General features: G+C 67.5%; 12 protein-coding genes. 8 read left to right on the plus strand and 4 right to left on the minus strand.

The genetic code is table 11. The annotated features are described in order from the left end of the window. Positions 1–105: 105 nt before the first annotated feature. The 3 genes from BLR02_RS01755 to BLR02_RS01765 are packed head-to-tail and all read left to right on the plus strand — an operon-like array spanning position 106 to position 2,200. Complete coding sequence (locus BLR02_RS01755) at positions 106–495, plus strand: carboxymuconolactone decarboxylase family protein (RefSeq protein WP_090560670.1); 390 nt, start codon at positions 106–108, stop codon at positions 493–495. Then, on the plus strand, positions 492–1,394 hold the full coding sequence (locus BLR02_RS01760; protein WP_090560671.1) for an NAD(P)-dependent oxidoreductase: 903 nt from the start codon (positions 492–494) through the stop codon (positions 1,392–1,394). Before BLR02_RS01755 ends, BLR02_RS01760 begins: the two co-directional genes overlap by 4 nt. Further along, on the plus strand, positions 1,391–2,200 hold the full coding sequence (locus BLR02_RS01765) for an N-acyl homoserine lactonase family protein (RefSeq protein ID WP_090560672.1): 810 nt from the start codon (positions 1,391–1,393) through the stop codon (positions 2,198–2,200). Before BLR02_RS01760 ends, BLR02_RS01765 begins: the two co-directional genes overlap by 4 nt. 16 nt (positions 2,201–2,216) lie before the next feature. Here the strand turns inward: BLR02_RS01765 and BLR02_RS01770 are convergent, their stop codons facing one another. Further along, on the minus strand, positions 2,217–2,543 hold the full coding sequence (locus BLR02_RS01770; RefSeq protein WP_090659894.1) for a hypothetical protein: 327 nt from the start codon (positions 2,541–2,543) through the stop codon (positions 2,217–2,219). Positions 2,544–2,646: 103 nt separating this feature from the next. On the opposite strand from BLR02_RS01770, the gene BLR02_RS01775 reads away from it, so the two are divergent. Both BLR02_RS01775 and BLR02_RS01780 read left to right on the plus strand, forming a co-directional pair. Next, complete coding sequence (locus tag BLR02_RS01775; RefSeq protein WP_090659897.1) at positions 2,647–5,016, plus strand: xanthine dehydrogenase family protein molybdopterin-binding subunit; 2,370 nt, start codon at positions 2,647–2,649, stop codon at positions 5,014–5,016. Positions 5,017–5,262: 246 nt separating this feature from the next. Beyond that, positions 5,263–5,622 carry a response regulator gene (locus tag BLR02_RS01780; RefSeq protein WP_090560675.1) on the plus strand — a complete coding sequence of 120 codons (360 nt, stop codon included), beginning with the start codon at positions 5,263–5,265 and terminating at the stop codon, positions 5,620–5,622. Here BLR02_RS01780 and BLR02_RS01785 read toward each other — a convergent pair whose 3' ends face one another. The 3 genes from BLR02_RS01785 to BLR02_RS01795 are packed head-to-tail and all read right to left on the minus strand — an operon-like array spanning position 5,623 to position 7,444. After that, positions 5,623–5,823 carry a response regulator gene (locus BLR02_RS01785; RefSeq protein WP_143018015.1) on the minus strand — a complete coding sequence of 67 codons (201 nt, stop codon included), beginning with the start codon at positions 5,821–5,823 and terminating at the stop codon, positions 5,623–5,625. It abuts the gene before it with no gap. Positions 5,824–5,828: 5 nt separating this feature from the next. Continuing rightward, complete coding sequence (locus BLR02_RS01790; protein WP_090659904.1) at positions 5,829–7,232, minus strand: AtzE family amidohydrolase; 1,404 nt, start codon at positions 7,230–7,232, stop codon at positions 5,829–5,831. Next, a complete protein-coding gene (locus tag BLR02_RS01795) occupies positions 7,229–7,444 on the minus strand; it encodes an AtzG-like protein (RefSeq protein WP_176849327.1) in 216 nt (71 codons plus the stop codon). Before BLR02_RS01795 ends, BLR02_RS01790 begins: the two co-directional genes overlap by 4 nt. 126 nt (positions 7,445–7,570) lie before the next feature. Here BLR02_RS01795 and BLR02_RS01800 point away from each other — a divergent pair, with 126 nt between their 5' ends. From BLR02_RS01800 to glgB, 3 genes are read left to right on the plus strand one after another with little or no spacing between them, the layout of a single operon-like run. Next, entirely contained in the window at positions 7,571–10,966 is a 3,396-nt protein-coding gene (locus BLR02_RS01800) for a maltotransferase domain-containing protein (RefSeq protein ID WP_090659910.1), read from the plus strand. Further along, positions 10,967–14,215, plus strand: a complete 3,249-nt coding sequence (gene treS / locus BLR02_RS01805) for a maltose alpha-D-glucosyltransferase (RefSeq protein ID WP_090659913.1) — start codon at positions 10,967–10,969, stop codon at positions 14,213–14,215. It begins immediately after the preceding gene. Next, positions 14,212–16,368 carry a 1,4-alpha-glucan branching protein GlgB gene (gene glgB / locus BLR02_RS01810; RefSeq protein WP_090659916.1) on the plus strand — a complete coding sequence of 719 codons (2,157 nt, stop codon included), beginning with the start codon at positions 14,212–14,214 and terminating at the stop codon, positions 16,366–16,368. The genes treS and glgB overlap by 4 nt, the downstream gene beginning before the upstream one ends.

A 16,368-nucleotide genomic window follows, 5' to 3' on the forward strand; every position in this document is an offset into this window, starting at 1 on the left:
TGCGGCCCCCGGGTTCGCCCTCCCGCCCCCGAAACCTCGGGCCTGCCGGTTGACCGCGGCCCCGGCGCGGGCGAGCCTCCCCGCAGAACGAGACGGAGGAATACGATGTCCGAGGATAGCGCCCTGTTCGACAAGGGCCTGCCGATCCGCCGCGAGGTGCTGGGCGCAGACTATGTCGATGCCTCCATGGCGAAGGCTGACGACTTCATGATGTCCTTCCAGCGGGCCACTACGGCCATCGCCTGGGGCTGGGCCTGGGGCGACCCGACACTGGACCGCAAGACCCGCAGCCTGATCAACCTCGCCATGCTGACGGCGCTCAACCGCGCCCCCGAGATCAAGCTGCATGTGAAGGGGGCGTTGAACAACGGCGTAACGGTCGAGGAGATCAAGGCTACGCTGCTGCATGCCACGGCCTATTGCGGCATCCCCGCCGGGCTCGATGCCTTCAAGGCGGCGCATGAGGTGCTGGTGAAGGAAGGCGCCCTCAAGTGAGCGCGCCGATCCGCAACATCGGCTTCGTCGGCATCGGCAATATGGGCTGGCCGATGGCGGCCAATCTGGTGAAGGCCGGCTTCGCGGTTACGGTCAGCGATGCCGTGCCGGGCCGGGCCGGACAATTCGCCCGGGAGATCGGCGGCCAGCCGGCCGCCGGCGCTGCCCAGGCGGGCGAGGGGGCGGATGCCGTCGTCACCATCCTGCCCACCAGCAAGCAGGTGGCCGAGGTGGCGGCCGAGTTGTCGCCGGTCCTCGCCGCCGGCGCCCTCGTCATCGACATGACCAGCGGCCAGCCCGGCAAGACACGGGAGATCGCCGCCGATCTCGCCGCGCGCGGCATCGGCATGATCGATGCCCCAGTCTCAGGCGGCGTGCCTCGGGCGCGGAACGGCAGCCTCGCCATCATGCTGGGCGGGGAGGACGCCCTGCTCGACCGCGCTGCGCCGGTGCTGCAGGCGATGGGCACCAGCCTGCACCGCTGCGGCGGCATTGGCGCCGGCCAGGCGATGAAGGCGCTGAACAACCTCGCCTCGGCGGGTAATTTCCTGATGGGCGTCGAGGTCATGCTCATCGGCCAGCGCTTCGGCCTCGATCCGGCGAAGATGGTCGATGTGCTGAACGCGTCCTCCGGCATGTCCGACAGCAGCCAGCGGAAGTTCAAGCAATTCGTTCTCAGCCGGCGCTTCGATGATGGCTTCGCGCTCGAGCTCATGGTGAAGGATCTCGGCATCGCCCTTGAGGTCGGCCGGCAGACGGAGACACCGACGCCCTTCGCCGCCCTCTGCCGCGAGATGTGGGCGGCGGCGCTGGCCTCGCTCGGGCCCGGCAACAACCACACCGCCTCCGCCCAGCTGCCGGAGAAGCTGGCCGGCGAGATCCTCGGGGGGAACAAATGACAGCGTCGGAACCGCTTTGGGAGGCCTATGCCATCCGGTACGGCCGGCATGACCGCACGGCGCAGGCCAATTTCCTGCTGCCGGTCGCCGACCCGCATGAGGCGATGCCGCTCGACTATTTCGTCTGGCTGCTGCGCAATGCCGAGGGCCACGAGATCGTCGTCGATACCGGCTTCGACGCCGCGTGCGCCGAGCGGCGCGGGCGCAAGCTGAGCCGTTCCGTCGCCGATGGCCTGCGGGCGATGGGCAGCGATCCGGCCCGGGTGCAGGACGTGGTGGTGACGCACCTCCATTACGATCATGCCGGCAGCATCGACATCTTCACCGGTGCGCGGATTCATATCCAGGACCGGGAAATGGCTTTCGCCACGGGCCGGCACATGTGTACCGCCTGCATCCGCCTGCCCTTCGAGGCCGACCACGTCGTCTCCATGGTCCGCGCCCTCTTCGCCGACAAGGTGGTGTTCCATGACGGGGCAGGGGAGGTGGCGCCGGGCGTGACGGTCCACCGCGTCGGCGGCCATTCCGACGGGTTGCAGGTGGTGCGGGTGCAGACGGCGCGCGGCCCGGTGGTGATCGCCTCGGACGCCATGCATTTCTACGCCAATGACCGGCAGGGCAATCCCTTCCCGATCATCTTTGATCTTGGCGCCATGACCCAGGGCTGGCGCATCGCCCGCCGCCTGGCGGAAGGCGACGAGACACGGGTGATCCCTGGCCACGACCCCGAAGTCCTCACGCGCTTCCCGGCCGTGCCGGGGCATGAGGGCGATGTGGTTGCGCTGCACCTGCCGCCCGCCTGGTAGGGCAGGCTGCTGGCGGCTACCACGACAGCACCACGACAGTGAGGAAGAGGCCGGCCAGCGAGAGCCCCATCGCCAGCCCCGGCCAGTAGGGCCGGGCGCCGGACTGAACCACCAGCGCATTGGCGGCCAGCGAGGCAACCAGGCCGGCGAGGGGCTGGGACCAATGCAGGTTCCAGGAGCCCCAGGCCAGCAGCACCAACCAGAAGGCGAAGGCGGACCGGCCGAAGATGTGGAAGGCGCGGTCTGCCGCCGCTGCCACGGGCCGCAGCCCAGGCGTCGTGCTCCTCGCTTCAATGACCCCGGCAAGGGAAAGGCAGATCAGGGCGATGATGTAGACGCTCATTCCCCTGCCTTACCCGCTGCTGGACCGGCAGGGGAGGGGTCGCGCCCTTGGCAAAGCTGGCTTAGGCTCGATCTCAAGCACGACAACGGCGAGAGCGAGACCCATGCCCGATACCGCCATGCCCGACACCACCCGGCTCAAATTCGGTGTCGGTCAGCCTGTTCCCCGCAACGAGGACCCGGTGCTGCTGCAGGGCCGCGGCCGCTACACCGACGATATCGACCTGCCCGGCCAGGTCTGGGCCTATATGGTCCGTAGCCCCTACGCCCATGGTGTCATCAAGGGTATCGATACGGCGGCGGCGAAGGAAGTGCCGGGCGTGCTCGGCGTCTTCACCGGCGCGGACCTCGCGGAAGCCGGGTACGGCGCCATGCGCTGCACCCTGCCGATGAAGAACCGCGACGGCAGCCCGATCATCAATATCGAACGCCCGGCGCTCGCCACGGACAAGGTGCGCTTCGTCGGCGATCCGGTCGCCTTCGTCGTCGCCGAGACCAAGGCGGCGGCACGCGACGGGGCCGAGGCGGTCTATCTCGACATCGACATCCTGCCGGCCGTCACCGATGCCTCGGCCGCCGCGGCGCCGGATGCGCCGCAGCTCTACGACCATGTCCCGGGCAACCAGGTGCTCGACTTCCATCATGGCGACAGCGGCAAGGTGGCCGCCGCCTTCGCCGCCGCCGCCCATGTGACGAAGCTGTCCATCCGCAACAACCGCGTCGTCGTCTGCGCCATGGAGCCCCGCAGCGCCATCGGCGAGTATGACGCGGAGAGCGGCCGCTACACCCTCCACGTCGGCAGCCAGGGTGTCTTCGGCCTGCGGGCCCAGATGGCGAACGATATCCTCAAGGTGCCGACCGACAAGGTCCGCATCCTGACCGGCAATGTCGGCGGCAGCTTCGGCATGAAGGCCAGCGCCTATCCGGAATATCCCTGCCTCCTGCATGCGGCGAAGCTCCTCGGCCGTCCGGTGAAATGGACCGACGAACGCACCGGCTCCTTCCTCTCCGACCAGCATGGCCGCGATCATGAGGTGGAGGCGGAACTCGCCCTCGATGCCGAGGGCCGGGCGCTCGCCGTTCGCCTCACCGCTTTCGCCAATATGGGCGGCTATCTGGCGACTGTCGGGCCGCTGATGGGCACCGGCAATTTCGTCAAGAACGTACAGTCGAATTATGCGACGCCGCTGATCGAGGTCAGCACCCGCTGCCTCGTGACCAATACCACCCCCGTCTCCGCCTATCGTGGCGCCGGGCGGCCCGAGGGCAATTACTTCTTCGAGCGCCTGCTGGAACAGGCAGCGAAGGAGACCGGGCGCAGCGCCATAGACCTGCGCCGCATCAACCACATCAAGTCGGACAGCTTCCCCTTCAGCGCCTCGACCGGCTCCGTCTATGACAGCGGCGACTTCACCGCGGTGCTCGAGAAGGCGCTGGAGGCTGCCGACTGGGACGGTTTCGAGTCCCGCCGCGCCGAGAGCAAGGCCCGCGGCAGGCTGCGCGGCCGGGGCATCGGCAACTTCCTGGAATGCACCGCCCCGCCGATGAAGGAACAGGGCGAGATCCGCTTCAACGAGGACGGCACGGTGACGATCATCACCGGCACTCTCGATTACGGCCAGGGCCATTGGACGCCCTTCGCCCAGGTGCTGCACCAGAGCCTCGGCGTGCCCTTCGAGAGCATCCGCCTCATGCAGGGCGACAGTGACCTGCTGATCGCCGGTGGCGGCACCGGCGGCTCGAAATCCCTCATGGCCTCGGGTGCGGCCATCATGGAGGCAGCGCAGCTCGTCATCGAGAAGGGCAGGCTCGCCGCGGCCCATATGCTCGAAGCCGCGGTCGGCGATATCGAGTTCGAGCGGGACGCCAACGGCCTTGGCCGCTTCGCCATCGCCGGCACCGACCGGTCCATCGGCATCATGGACCTCGCGGAGCGCATCCGCACGGCGAACAACCCGCCGCCCGACCTGCCGGAAAGCCTGAACGTCCGCCACGTCTTCGGCGAGGCGCCGCAGGCCTATCCCAATGGCTGCCATGTCTGCGAGGTCGAGGTCGATCCCGACACCGGCATTGTCGAGGTGGTGCGCTACGTCTCGGTGAATGATTTCGGCGTGATCGTGAACCCGCTGATGGTCGAGGGGCAGGCCCATGGCGGCATCGTCCAGGGCATTGGCCAGGCGCTCTATGAGCACGTGGCCTATTCCGAGGAGGGCCAGCTGCTCTCCGGCAGCTACCAGGACTACTGCCTGCCCCGCGCCGGGGATCTGCCGAATTTCGGCTTCGAAAGCCATCCCTCGCCCTGCAAGACGAATCCGGTCGGTGCCAAGGGCTGCGGCGAGGCAGGCTGTGCCGGCTCGCTGCCAGCCGTCATGAATGCCCTGGTCGACGCCCTTTCGGAATTCGGCATCAGCCATATCAACATGCCGGCGACGCCGGAGCGGGTCTGGCGCGCGATCCATGGCATGGCCGACTGACGCGGCCAGCCAGCGCCATCATTGTGGCGAACAGGATCTTGCTGGCAACAACCAGTGGTCGAGTGCCGCTGGTTCGGGCTGCTCTCTATCCCGCAGCCTGATGGATCAGTTTATGGTAAAGCCGGACAAGGCAGAAGCCTGGCCGCCAACCTGGCTCTGGTGTCGTGGTACCCATCCGGGTTCTGGAGGGTTTCGACTCCAAGCATGTTGGCTGGCACGGGAGCTTCGCACGAAGGGACAGACGGAATGACCAGGCTCAACGGGCGGCGCGTTCTGGTGGTGGAGGATGAGGCGCTGGTCGCGATGCTGGTAGAGGACGCCCTGCTGGATGCGGGCGCTTTGGTGCTCGGGCCAGTGGCAACCGTGGCTGAGGCGTTGGCGCTGCTCGAGCGGGACATGCCTGATGTCGCCGTTCTCGACCTTAACTTGGCAGGCGAGACCTCGACCCCAGTCGCCGATGCGCTGGCGGCCCGCGGCGTGCCTTTCGTGGTCGCCACCGGCTATGGCGCCGATGGTCTTCCGCCCGGTCATGCCGAGGTGCCTGTTCTTGCCAAGCCTTACGATCCAGATGACCTGACGACTGCCCTCGGCCGCCTCTGCGGCTGATCAGGTGTCGGTCGTGGCGGCCGCCAACTCGCGGAGGCGAGCCGCCAGCTCCGCCGGCCCAAGCGGCTTCCGTGACACGGGCACACCGGAAGCCGGCTCGAGTGGCGGTATCCCGGCATTGCCGGTGAGGGGCGCCACAGGCAGTCCCGGATAACGCTGAGCGATCTGATCGGCCAGCACGGCGCCGGTCAATCCCGGCATCGCGTTCAGATCGCACCTTCAGCGAAGGCCGGCGCCACCGGTGCGGCGCAGATGCCGGCAGCCTCCAGCACCGCCGCGGCGCGGAACAGCAGCGCCTCGGCCCAGGGCTTGCCAATAAGCTGCACACCGATCGGCAGCGCGCCCTCAACCCGCTGGACGGGCACCGTCACCACCGGCAGGCCGACACCACTGATTGGCTGGGTGAAGAGCCCCATCGAGGGCCGGAGTGGAAGTTCAACCCCATCGAGCACCAGCAACTCCTGCCCGATTGGCGTTGCCGGCACCGGCGTGGCCGGAGCGATGAGGATGTCCCAATCCGTCATCAGCACCCGCATCGCGTCGCGTGCCTTGGCCCTTACCCGTTGCGCATGACCGACCCAGGCAGCCGGGATCAGCGCCCCGGCCAGCAACCGGTCCTGGATCAGCGGCTCATACTCCTCAAGCCGGGTGCGCAGGGTCGGCAGGTGCAGGGCCCCGCCCTCCGAGGCGGTGATGATGAAGGCCGCCGCGCGGCTCGCCTCCGCCATTGCCCACTCGACCTCCGCTGTCGCGCCCAGCCCTTCGGCCACTGCCGCCACCGCCTGCCGCGCCGACGAGGATTGCAGCCGCGCGAACCAGCCGCCGAGCCGCGCCACCCGCAGCCCGCCCAGACCGGCTCCGAGCTGCGGCGTTACCAGCTCCGGCGGCTGCAACGCCTGATGGCTGTCTTCCGTGTCGATCCCCTGCAACGCATCATAGGCCGCGGCGAGGTCGGCAACGCTCCGCGCGAAGGGCCCGACATGGTCGAGCGCATAGACGAAAGGGAAGGAGCCATGACGCGACAGCCGCCCATAGGTCGGCTTCAACCCGAAGATGCCGTTCAACGAGGCAGGGACGCGGATCGAGCCATTGGTGTCCGTCCCCAAGGTGATCGGCACCAGCCCCGCCGCCACTGCCGCACCGGACCCACCGGAGGACCCACCAGCGATGCGGCTCGCATCATGCGGATTGCGGCAAGGCCCATCATGGCTGTTCTCGGTGGTAAAGCCGTAGGCGAATTCGTCCATGTTGAGCGCGCCGACGCATATAGCCCCAGCTGCATCCATCTGGCGGACGAGAAAGGCATCCCGCATGGCCGGCGGCGCATCCCGGCGGATCCTGCTGCCGGCCAGCGTCGGAATGCCCTGCAGATCGAAGAGATTCTTTGTTGCATAGGGCACGCCGGCCAGTGGCCCCGGGTCCTGCCCCGCGGCGATGCGCGCATCCACGGCATCGGCGGTAGCCAGTGCCCGTTCGGAAAGCACGGCGGTAAAGGCGTTCACTGCGGGATTCTGTGCCCCGATGCGGGTCAGCGTCGCCTCCGTCACAGCACGCGCGGAGGCGGCGCCAGCGCGCACCCGGGCCGCGATATCGAGGGCTGGTCCACTCATGGCCGGTATACCGGGGCGGGTTCGTCCGTTTCGGTCAGAGGCACCGCCAGCGCCGGTGCCGCGACCCGGACGACCAGTGCGAAGGCGGCGGCAACCCGCGCCTGGCGGGCCGCATCGAGGGTGAGCCCCACGGCCGGGGCAGCCGCAGCGACATGGGCAGCGGGGTCGAAACGGTCCGGGTCGAGCATAGAGGCGGCTCCTGCTTTGGGCATGGCATCGTTCCATGCGGTTTTCATGCCGGCCAGTCCGCGCATTGGCTCGCGCATCGGTGATCGAACAGAAGGCGGACCCTTTCGCCGTTACAGCGTTGCGCCGCTGAGTTGGATTTGGGGGATTGGATGGCGGAGCGACGCACCGACAAGCCGAAGCAGGCGAAACGCGCGGCACCGGCCGCGAAGCGCAAAACAGTCGAGGCACCAGCCGCCATCATACCCGCCCTCCCCGTAATCGCCCCGCCCGAGCCGGACCCTGAGCCTGCTCCGGCCGGCCCTGCCGTGCCGCGCCTCTACATGTTGCACCCGCTGCTGGTTGGGCCGCTCCCTGCCTTCGACGCGGCGTTCGAACGGGCGGCCTCGCTTGGTTTCAGCGGCGTCCTTCTGCCACCTCCCTTTGCCCCGGGCGGCAGCGGCCACCTCTATCAGATCGCCGACCCGGACTCGCCTCATCCCGCGTTGGAAGCGGAAGGCGACAGCAGTGCAGCCCTGGCCGTCTTGGCTGAGAAGGCCAAGGCGCATGGGCTCGAGCTTTATCTCGACCTGGTGCTGGATCGTGTCGCGGCTGACGGCCGACTCGCGCGGGAACAAGCAGACTGGTTTGCCCCCATTGTCCCCTCCGGGACGCCTGATCCGCGCCTCGATCCACCCGACTGGGATACATTGCGCGCCCGCTGGGATGACCCCGATGTGGTCGCCGGCCTTGGCGCCTGGTGGGAGGAACGCCTGCGCCGCTTCGCCGCCGCCGGCGTCAGCGGATTCCGCTGCGACGCGCCCGCCCGCACCCCGGGCCGTGTCTGGCGCCGCCTCACCAGTGCCCTTCCCGAGGCGCGCTTCCTGGCCTGGACCGTCGGCCTGCCTGCCGACGCCCTGCCCGACCTGACCGGGGTCGGCTTCACCGCCACCTTCGACAGCCTCGCCTGGTGGGATCTGCGGGAGGATTGGCTGACGGAGGAGGCTGCCCGCCTCGCCGCCATCGCCCCTGCCATCGCCACGGTGGAGGCCCCGTTCGGCCCCCGCCTCGCCGCGCGCGATCCTGATCCGGCCATGGCCGAGCGCGCAGCGCTGCGCCACCTACGGCTGGCCGCCGGCATCGGTGCCGGGCTGCTGGTGCCGATGGGCTTCGAATATGGCGCCCGCCGCCCGCTCGACCCGGCCCGCGACCGGCCCGGCGACTGGGACTGGATCGTCCAGCATGCGCCTTTCGACCTCTCCAACGCGATCCGGGCCGCCAATGCAATGCTGGCCGACCGGCCGCTCGCCCAGGCGGATCTGCGCCCGCTCGCCGGCCCCGGTGCTCCTGCCACGGCCCTGCTGCGCGCTGCCGGGCCGGATGTCCGGACCGCCCGACGCGCCGCACTCGTGCTCGCCAACCCGGACCTGCATCGCCCTGCCAGCGTGACGGCGACGGCACTGCTGCCCGGCACCGGCGGCGTCTTCACCCGCTTCACCCCCTGTGTTCCCGCCGAGGGGCCGGGGCTGGAGCCTGGTGGGGCCCTGCTGCTGCAGCCGGGCGAGGTTCGCATCCTGGAAGCGATCCCGCCCCGCCCGATCCGTCCCGCCGCCGAGGTGGCCGCCGAGGCCGGTGCCCGCATGCCACGGCTTGGCATCGAGGCCATCGAGCCCGTGGTCGATGGCGGCCGGTTCCCGGTGAAGCGCACCGTGGGTGAAGTCATCGAGGTCCGCTGCGACGTGGTCTGCGACGGGCACGACAAGCTCGCTGCCGCCCTGCTCTGGCGCGCCGCCGACGAGGATACCTGGTGCGAGACACGCCTCCGCCCGCTCGGCAATGATCGCTGGGCCGCCAGCTTCCCGCTGGAGCGGATGGGCCGCTACTCATTCGCCGTCGAGGCCTGGCGCGACGCCTTCGCCACCTTCACCGACGAGTTGCAGAAGAAGCACAATGCCGGCGTGCCCGTCTCATTGGAGCTGGAGGAGGGCCGCCTGCTGGTGGAGGCCGCCGGCCAGCGTGCCGGTGGCGCCGTGGCGGAGCTTGCCGCCAAGCTGAAGGGGGCAGGGGAGGGGGAACGCCTCGCCCTGCTGCTTGCGCCCGAAACCGCGGCGCTGATGGCGGATGCCGATGACCGCCCCTTCCGCCTCCGCAGCGCCGAGATCCCGGTCGAGGCCGAGCGCACCGGCGCCCGCTTCGCCAGCTGGTACGAGCTTTTCCCCCGCAGCCAATCCGGAGATCCTGTACGCCACGGCACCTTCGACGACGTCATCCGCCAGCTTCCACGCATCCGACGGATGGGCTTCGACGTACTCTACTTCCCGCCCATCCACCCGATCGGGAAGAAGAACCGCAAGGGCCGCAACAACACGCTGACGCCTGGGCCGCAGGATCCCGGAAGCCCTTATGCCATCGGCTCCGAAGACGGCGGGCATGATGCATTGCATCCGGAACTCGGCACGCTCGAGGATTTCCGGCGCCTTGTCAGAGAAGCCTCGGCGCATGGGCTCGAGTTGGCGCTCGATTTCGCCATTCAGTGCAGCCCGGATCACCCCTGGCTGCGCGAGCACAAGGAATGGTTCGACTGGCGGCCGGACGGTTCGCTCCGCTATGCCGAGAACCCTCCGAAGAAGTACGAGGACATCGTCAATGTCGATTTCTACAACGAGGGGGCCGTACCCTCGCTGTGGATCGCGTTGCGCGACGTCGTCCGCTTCTGGTGCGACCAGGGTGTTCGCCTGTTCCGCGTGGACAACCCGCACACCAAACCCTTCCCTTTCTGGGAGTGGCTGATCGCCGATATCCGCGCACGCCATCCGGATGCCGTCTTCCTCGCCGAAGCCTTTACCCGGCCGAAGGTGATGTACCGGCTGGCGAAGCTTGGCTTCGGCCAGTCCTACACCTACTTCACTTGGCGCAACGAGAAGCAGGAGATCGAGGAATACCTGACGGAGCTGACGACGACGGCGCCGAAGGACTTCTTCCGCCCGCATTTCTTCGTCAATACGCCGGATATCAACCCGCTCTTCCTGCAGAGCTCCGGCCGGCCGGGCTTCCTGATCCGCGCCGCCCTTGCCACCACCCTCTCCGGCCTTTGGGGCATGGTGCAGGGCTATGAGTTCTGCGAGGCCCGCGCCATGCCGGGTAAGGAGGAGTACCTGGACTCGGAGAAGTACCAACTCCGCACCTGGCCCGAGCGTGCGCCCGGCGACATCGTCGAGGAGATCACCCGCCTGAACGCCATCCGCCGCGCCAACCCGGCGCTGCAGACCCAGATGGGTCTCGCCTTCCACAATGCCTTCAACGACAATGTTCTCTGGTACCGCAAGGCAACGGCGGAGCGGGACAATTGCATCCTTGTCGCTGTCAGCCTCGACCCGCACCATGTCCAGCAGGCGAGTGTCGAGTTGCCGCTTTGGGAATGGGACCTGCCCGATCATGCGGCGCTGGAGGCAGAGGATTTGATGCGCGGACACCGCTTCACCTGGCAAGGCAAGATGCAGCAGATAAGGCTTGATCCCGGCGAACTCCCCTTCGGCATCTGGCGGGTCCGCCCGGCAGGGGGAATCTAGATGAGCCTGCCCGAAGATCCGCACTGGTACCGTGACGCCGTCATCTACCAGCTCCATCTGAAGAGCTTCTTCGATGCCAATGACGATGGCATCGGCGACTTCGCCGGGCTGCTGCAGAAGCTCGACTACATCGCCGAGCTTGGCGTCGACACGCTCTGGCTGCTGCCCTTCTACCCGAGCCCGCTGCGCGACGACGGCTACGACATCGCCGACTACCGGGGCGTCAACCCCAGCTACGGCAACCTGCACGATGCCCGCCGCTTCGTGCGGGAGGCGCATGCGCGCGGCCTCCGCGTCATCACCGAGTTGGTCATCAACCACACCAGCGACCAGCACCCCTGGTTCCAGCGCGCCCGCGCCGCCAAGCCCGGATCGGCGGCCCGCAACTATTATGTCTGGTCGGACACCGACCAGAAATATGACGGCACGCGCATCATCTTCCTCGACACCGAGAAGTCGAACTGGACCTGGGACCCGGAGGCCAAGGCCTATTTCTGGCACCGCTTCTACAGCCACCAGCCGGACCTGAATTTCGACAACCCGCGCGTTCTGGCCGAAGTGCTGAACGTGATGAAATTCTGGCTCGATATCGGAGTGGATGGCCTCCGCCTCGATGCCGTGCCCTATCTGGTCGAGCGCGAGGGGACCAACAACGAGAACCTGTCCGAGACCCATGCAGTCCTGAAGACCATCCGCAGCAAGCTCGACCATTCCTTCGAGGGACGGATGCTGCTGGCTGAGGCCAATCAATGGCCGGAGGATACGCAGCAATATTTCGGCCAGGGCGACGAGTGCCACATGGCCTTCCACTTCCCGCTGATGCCACGGATGTATATGGGCATCGCGCAGGAAGACCGCTTCCCGATCACCGACATCCTGCGCCAGACACCGGATATTCCGGAAGGCTGCCAATGGGCCATCTTCCTGCGCAACCATGACGAGCTGACGCTCGAGATGGTGACGGATCGGGAGCGTGACTACCTCTGGTCCACCTACGCCGCCGATAAGCGCGCACGCATCAATCTCGGCATCCGCCGCCGCCTCGCACCCCTCCTGCAGCGCGACCGCCGCCGCATCGAGTTGATGAACGGCTTGCTGCTTTCCATGCCCGGCACGCCGGTGATCTACTACGGCGACGAGATCGGCATGGGCGACAACATCTTCCTGAAGGATCGCGACGGCGTCCGCACGCCGATGCAGTGGTCGCCCGACCGCAATGGCGGCTTCAGCAAGGCCGATCCTGCGGCGCTCATCCTGCCGCCACTGCAGGACCCGATCTACGGCTTCCAGGCCGTGAATGTCGAAGCCCAGTCGCGCGACCCGCACAGCCTGCTCAACTGGATGCGGCGCATGCTGGCCGTCCGGAAGCGCAGCCGGGCATTCGGTCGCGGCGAGATGCGGCTGCTTTATCCGGCGAACCGCAAGGTGCTGGCCTATGTGCGGGAATTCGAGGACGACACAATCCTCTGCGTCTTCAACCTGTCCCGCGCAGCGCAGGCCGTGGAGCTCGACCTTTCCGGCTGCGCGGGCCGTGTGCCGGTGGAGATGCTGGGCGGCACGAGCTTCCCGCCGATCGGCCAGCTGCCCTATCTGCTGACCCTGCCGCCCTACGGCTTCTACTGGTTCGTCCTCGCCACCGAGAAGGCCTTGCCGCCCTGGCATGAGCCCTCGCCGGAACCGCTGCCTGACCTCCGCACCCTTGTCCTGAAGGCCGATGTGAAAGAACTTCTCGGAGCCGCCGTCAGGCGCGAATTGGAACAGCTTGTCCTCCCCGAGTATTTGCCGAAGCGCCGCTGGTTCGCCAGCAAGGGCGAACGGATCGAGGGCTTGCGCCTCGGCGCGATCGCCAGCCTGCCGGAGGCCAACGGCGCGGTGGTTATGGCCGAGGTGGAGGTGAGCGTATCGGGCCGTACCGAACGCTACGCCTTGCCGCTGGCCGGCGTGGAAGATGTCGAGGGTGCCGGCCCACTTGCGTCGCAGCTCGCCCTGTCGCGGCTGCGCCAGGTGCGCCGTGTTGGCTTCCTCACGGATGCTTTTGCCGACGACCGCATGCCGGCGGCGGTGCTGCATGCCCTGCAGCAGGGGCTGAGCCTGCCGACGGAGGAGGGGGAGATCCGCTTCAGCGCCACCTCTCGCCTTGCCGAGGTGCCGCTGCCCGAGACGCCGGAGATTCGCCGTCTCTCGGCCGAGCAGTCCAACTCCTCGCTTATTTATGGCGAGCAGATCGTCCTGAAGATCATCCGGCGCATCAACCCCGGCATCCATCCGGAAGCGGAGGTCACGCGGTACTTGACCGAAGCCGGCTTCGGCAACACTGCGCCGTTGCTGGGCGAGGTGGTTCGCATCGCGCCCGACGGAACGCCACATACCTTGATGCTGGCCCAGGGCTTCGTCCGCAACCAGGGTGATGGCTGGGGTTGGACGCAGGATTGGCTGCACCGGGCCGTGGATGAGGCTGCGCTGACCGAGGAGGCGCCCGAGGATGCCTTCGCCGGCTATCTCGCTTTCGCCGAAGCACTGGGCCGTCGGCTTGGGGAGCTGCACGCAACGCTCGCGCGCCCGACCGAAAACCCGGATTTCAAGCCGGAGCAGGCGACCGAGGCCGACCGCTCGGCCTGGGCCACCGGTGCGCTGGAGCAGCTCGACCCGGCACTTGATCTGCTCGGTCGTGGCAGTCTGGCCGAGGATGTCGCGCCGCTTGCCGCCGCGCTGGTGGCGAAGCGCGATGCACTGCACGAAGCGGCGCGCCGCCTGGCTCAGTCGGCTGATGGTGCCTTGAAGACTCGCGTCCATGGTGATTTCCATCTCGGCCAGGTGCTGGTCGCGCAGGGCGACGCGGTGATCGTCGATTTCGAAGGCGAGCCGGCCCGCTCGCTGGAGGAGCGTCGCGCCAAGGGCAGCCCCTTGCGCGATGTTGCCGGCCTGCTGCGCAGCCTCGACTACGCCGCCTCCGTCGCCACGGCGAGCGAGGCCTCGGGCGCCGCCACCGCCGCGCCGGCGGAGCGGCGTGCAGCTCTCTTCCAGCGTTGGCAGCGCGAGGCGTCCAAGTCCTTCCTCGAGGCCTATCGCGCCGTCGAACATGCTGCCGAGAACCCTTGGGTTCCGGCTGGCGCCGAAGCTGCCTTGCTCGACCTGTTCCTGCTCGAGAAGGCAGCCTATGAAGTACTCTACGAAGCAGCGAACCGCCCAGCCTGGATTGGCGTCCCTCTCCGCGGCCTCGCTGCCCTCGCGGAAAGGATTACGGCATGATCCCGGGCCTCGATGCCCTGGTCGCCGGCCGCCATGGCGACCCCTTCGCCATCCTCGGTCCGCATGGCGAGGAGATCCGAAGCTTCCAGCCCGGCGCGCGCGGCATCACGGTGCTCGCCCGCGACGATGGTGAGGAACTGGGCCGGCTTGAGCAGATCCACCCTACGGGTCTCTTCGCCGGCCGCGTTTCGCGTCAGGTGCCCTACAGGTTGCGGATCGACTGGCCGGGCTCGGTGCAGGAGGTGGAGGACCCCTACAGCTTCGGTCTGCTACTTGGTCCGCTCGACCTGCACCTCTTTGCGGAGGGGCGCCACTTCGAGTTGGCCAAGGTCTTCGGTTCCCAGGCCATGACGGTGGATGGCGTGGCGGGTGTCCGTTTCGCGCTTTGGGCCCCGAATGCGCAGCGTGTCTCCATTGTAGGCGAGTTCAATGGTTGGGATGGACGGCGCCACCCGATGCGGCTGCGACGGGAGGCCGGGGTGTGGGAGTTGTTCATCCCCCGCCTTCGTCCCGGTGCGACCTACAAGTACGAGCTGATCGGTGCCGACGGCACCATGTTGCCGTTGAAAGCCGATCCTGTGGCGGTGGCGACCGAGATGCCACCTGCCACCGCCTCCCGCATCCCCGATCCAACGCCTTTCCTCTGGTCCGATGCCGCCTGGATGGCGGAGCGCGGCGCGCGGCAGGCGCCCGATGCGCCGATCTCGGTCTATGAGGTCCATCCCGGCTCCTGGTGGCGCGATGCGGAAGGCGAATCTCCCGATTGGGACCGGCTGGCGGACCGGTTGATTCCTTATGCGCAAGGGATGGGCTTTACGCATATCGAGTTTTTGCCGGTGATGGAGCATCCCTTCGGAGGCTCCTGGGGCTACCAGCCTCTCGGCATGTTCGCACCGAGTGCCCGCTTCGGCTCTCCCATGGGCTTTGCTCGCTTTGTCGACCGGGCACATGGCGCGGGCCTTGGCATCATCCTCGACTGGGTGCCGGCGCATTTCCCTACCGATGCACATGGGCTCTACCGCTTCGACGGCACCGCGCTCTACGAGCATTCCGATCCGCGTGAAGGCTTCCACCTCGACTGGAACACCGCGATCTACAACTTCGGCCGCAATGAGGTGCGCGGCTTCCTGCTCGCCAGCGCCATCCATTGGCTGGAGCACTACCATATCGACGGGCTGCGCGTGGATGCCGTCGCCTCGATGCTCTACCGCGACTACTCACGGCCTGCCGGCGAATGGATCCCCAACCGCTATGGCGGGCGGGAGAATCTGGAGGCCGTCGCCTTCGTGCAGGAGCTCAACGCTGTCGTCGCCGAGCGCTGCCCGGGCGCTGTCATGATCGCGGAGGAAAGCACCGCCTGGCCCGGCGTCACCCGCCCGACACAGGAAGGTGGCCTCGGCTTCCACTACAAATGGAACATGGGCTGGATGCACGACACCCTCCACTACATCGAGGAGGATCCGATCCATCGCCGCTACCATCATGACAGCATGACCTTCGGCCTGGTCTATGCCTGGAGCGAGAACTTCATTCTGCCGCTCAGCCACGACGAGGTCGTCTACGGCAAGGGCTCGCTCTTCGGGAAGATGCCAGGCGATCCGTGGCAGAAATTCGCCAATCTACGCGCCTATCTCGCTTTCATGTGGACCCATCCGGGCAAGAAGCTGCTCTTCATGGGCGGCGAGATTGCGCAGCCCACCGAATGGAACCACGACGCCGCCCTTTCCTGGGGGCTACTCGATGATGCGCGGCATCGTGGTATCCAGCGCCTGCTGCATGATCTCAACGCGGCCTATCGCAGCATCCCCGCCCTGCATCGCCAGGATGCGTCGCCGGAAGGGTTCCGCTGGGTTGTAGGCAATGACCGCGACCAGAGCATCTTCGCCTGGCTCCGCTTCGGTGGGCCCGAGGACCGGCCCGCGCTCGTTGTCTGCAACATGACGCCGATGCCGCGCCATGGTTATCGGGTCGGTGTCCCGACCAATGGCGTCTGGCACGAGGTCGTGAACACGGATGGTGCGGCCTACGGCGGAACGAACAGTGGAAATGGCGGTTCGGTGCAGGCCGAAATGGTCGCCTGCCATGGCTTCGACCAGTCGCTTTCGCTCTTCCTGCCGCCGCTTGCGGTGATTGTCCTCACGCATCAGGGGTAA

Origin of the sequence: Belnapia rosea, assembly GCF_900101615.1 — a bacterium.
GTDB lineage: Bacteria > Pseudomonadota > Alphaproteobacteria > Acetobacterales > Acetobacteraceae > Belnapia > Belnapia rosea.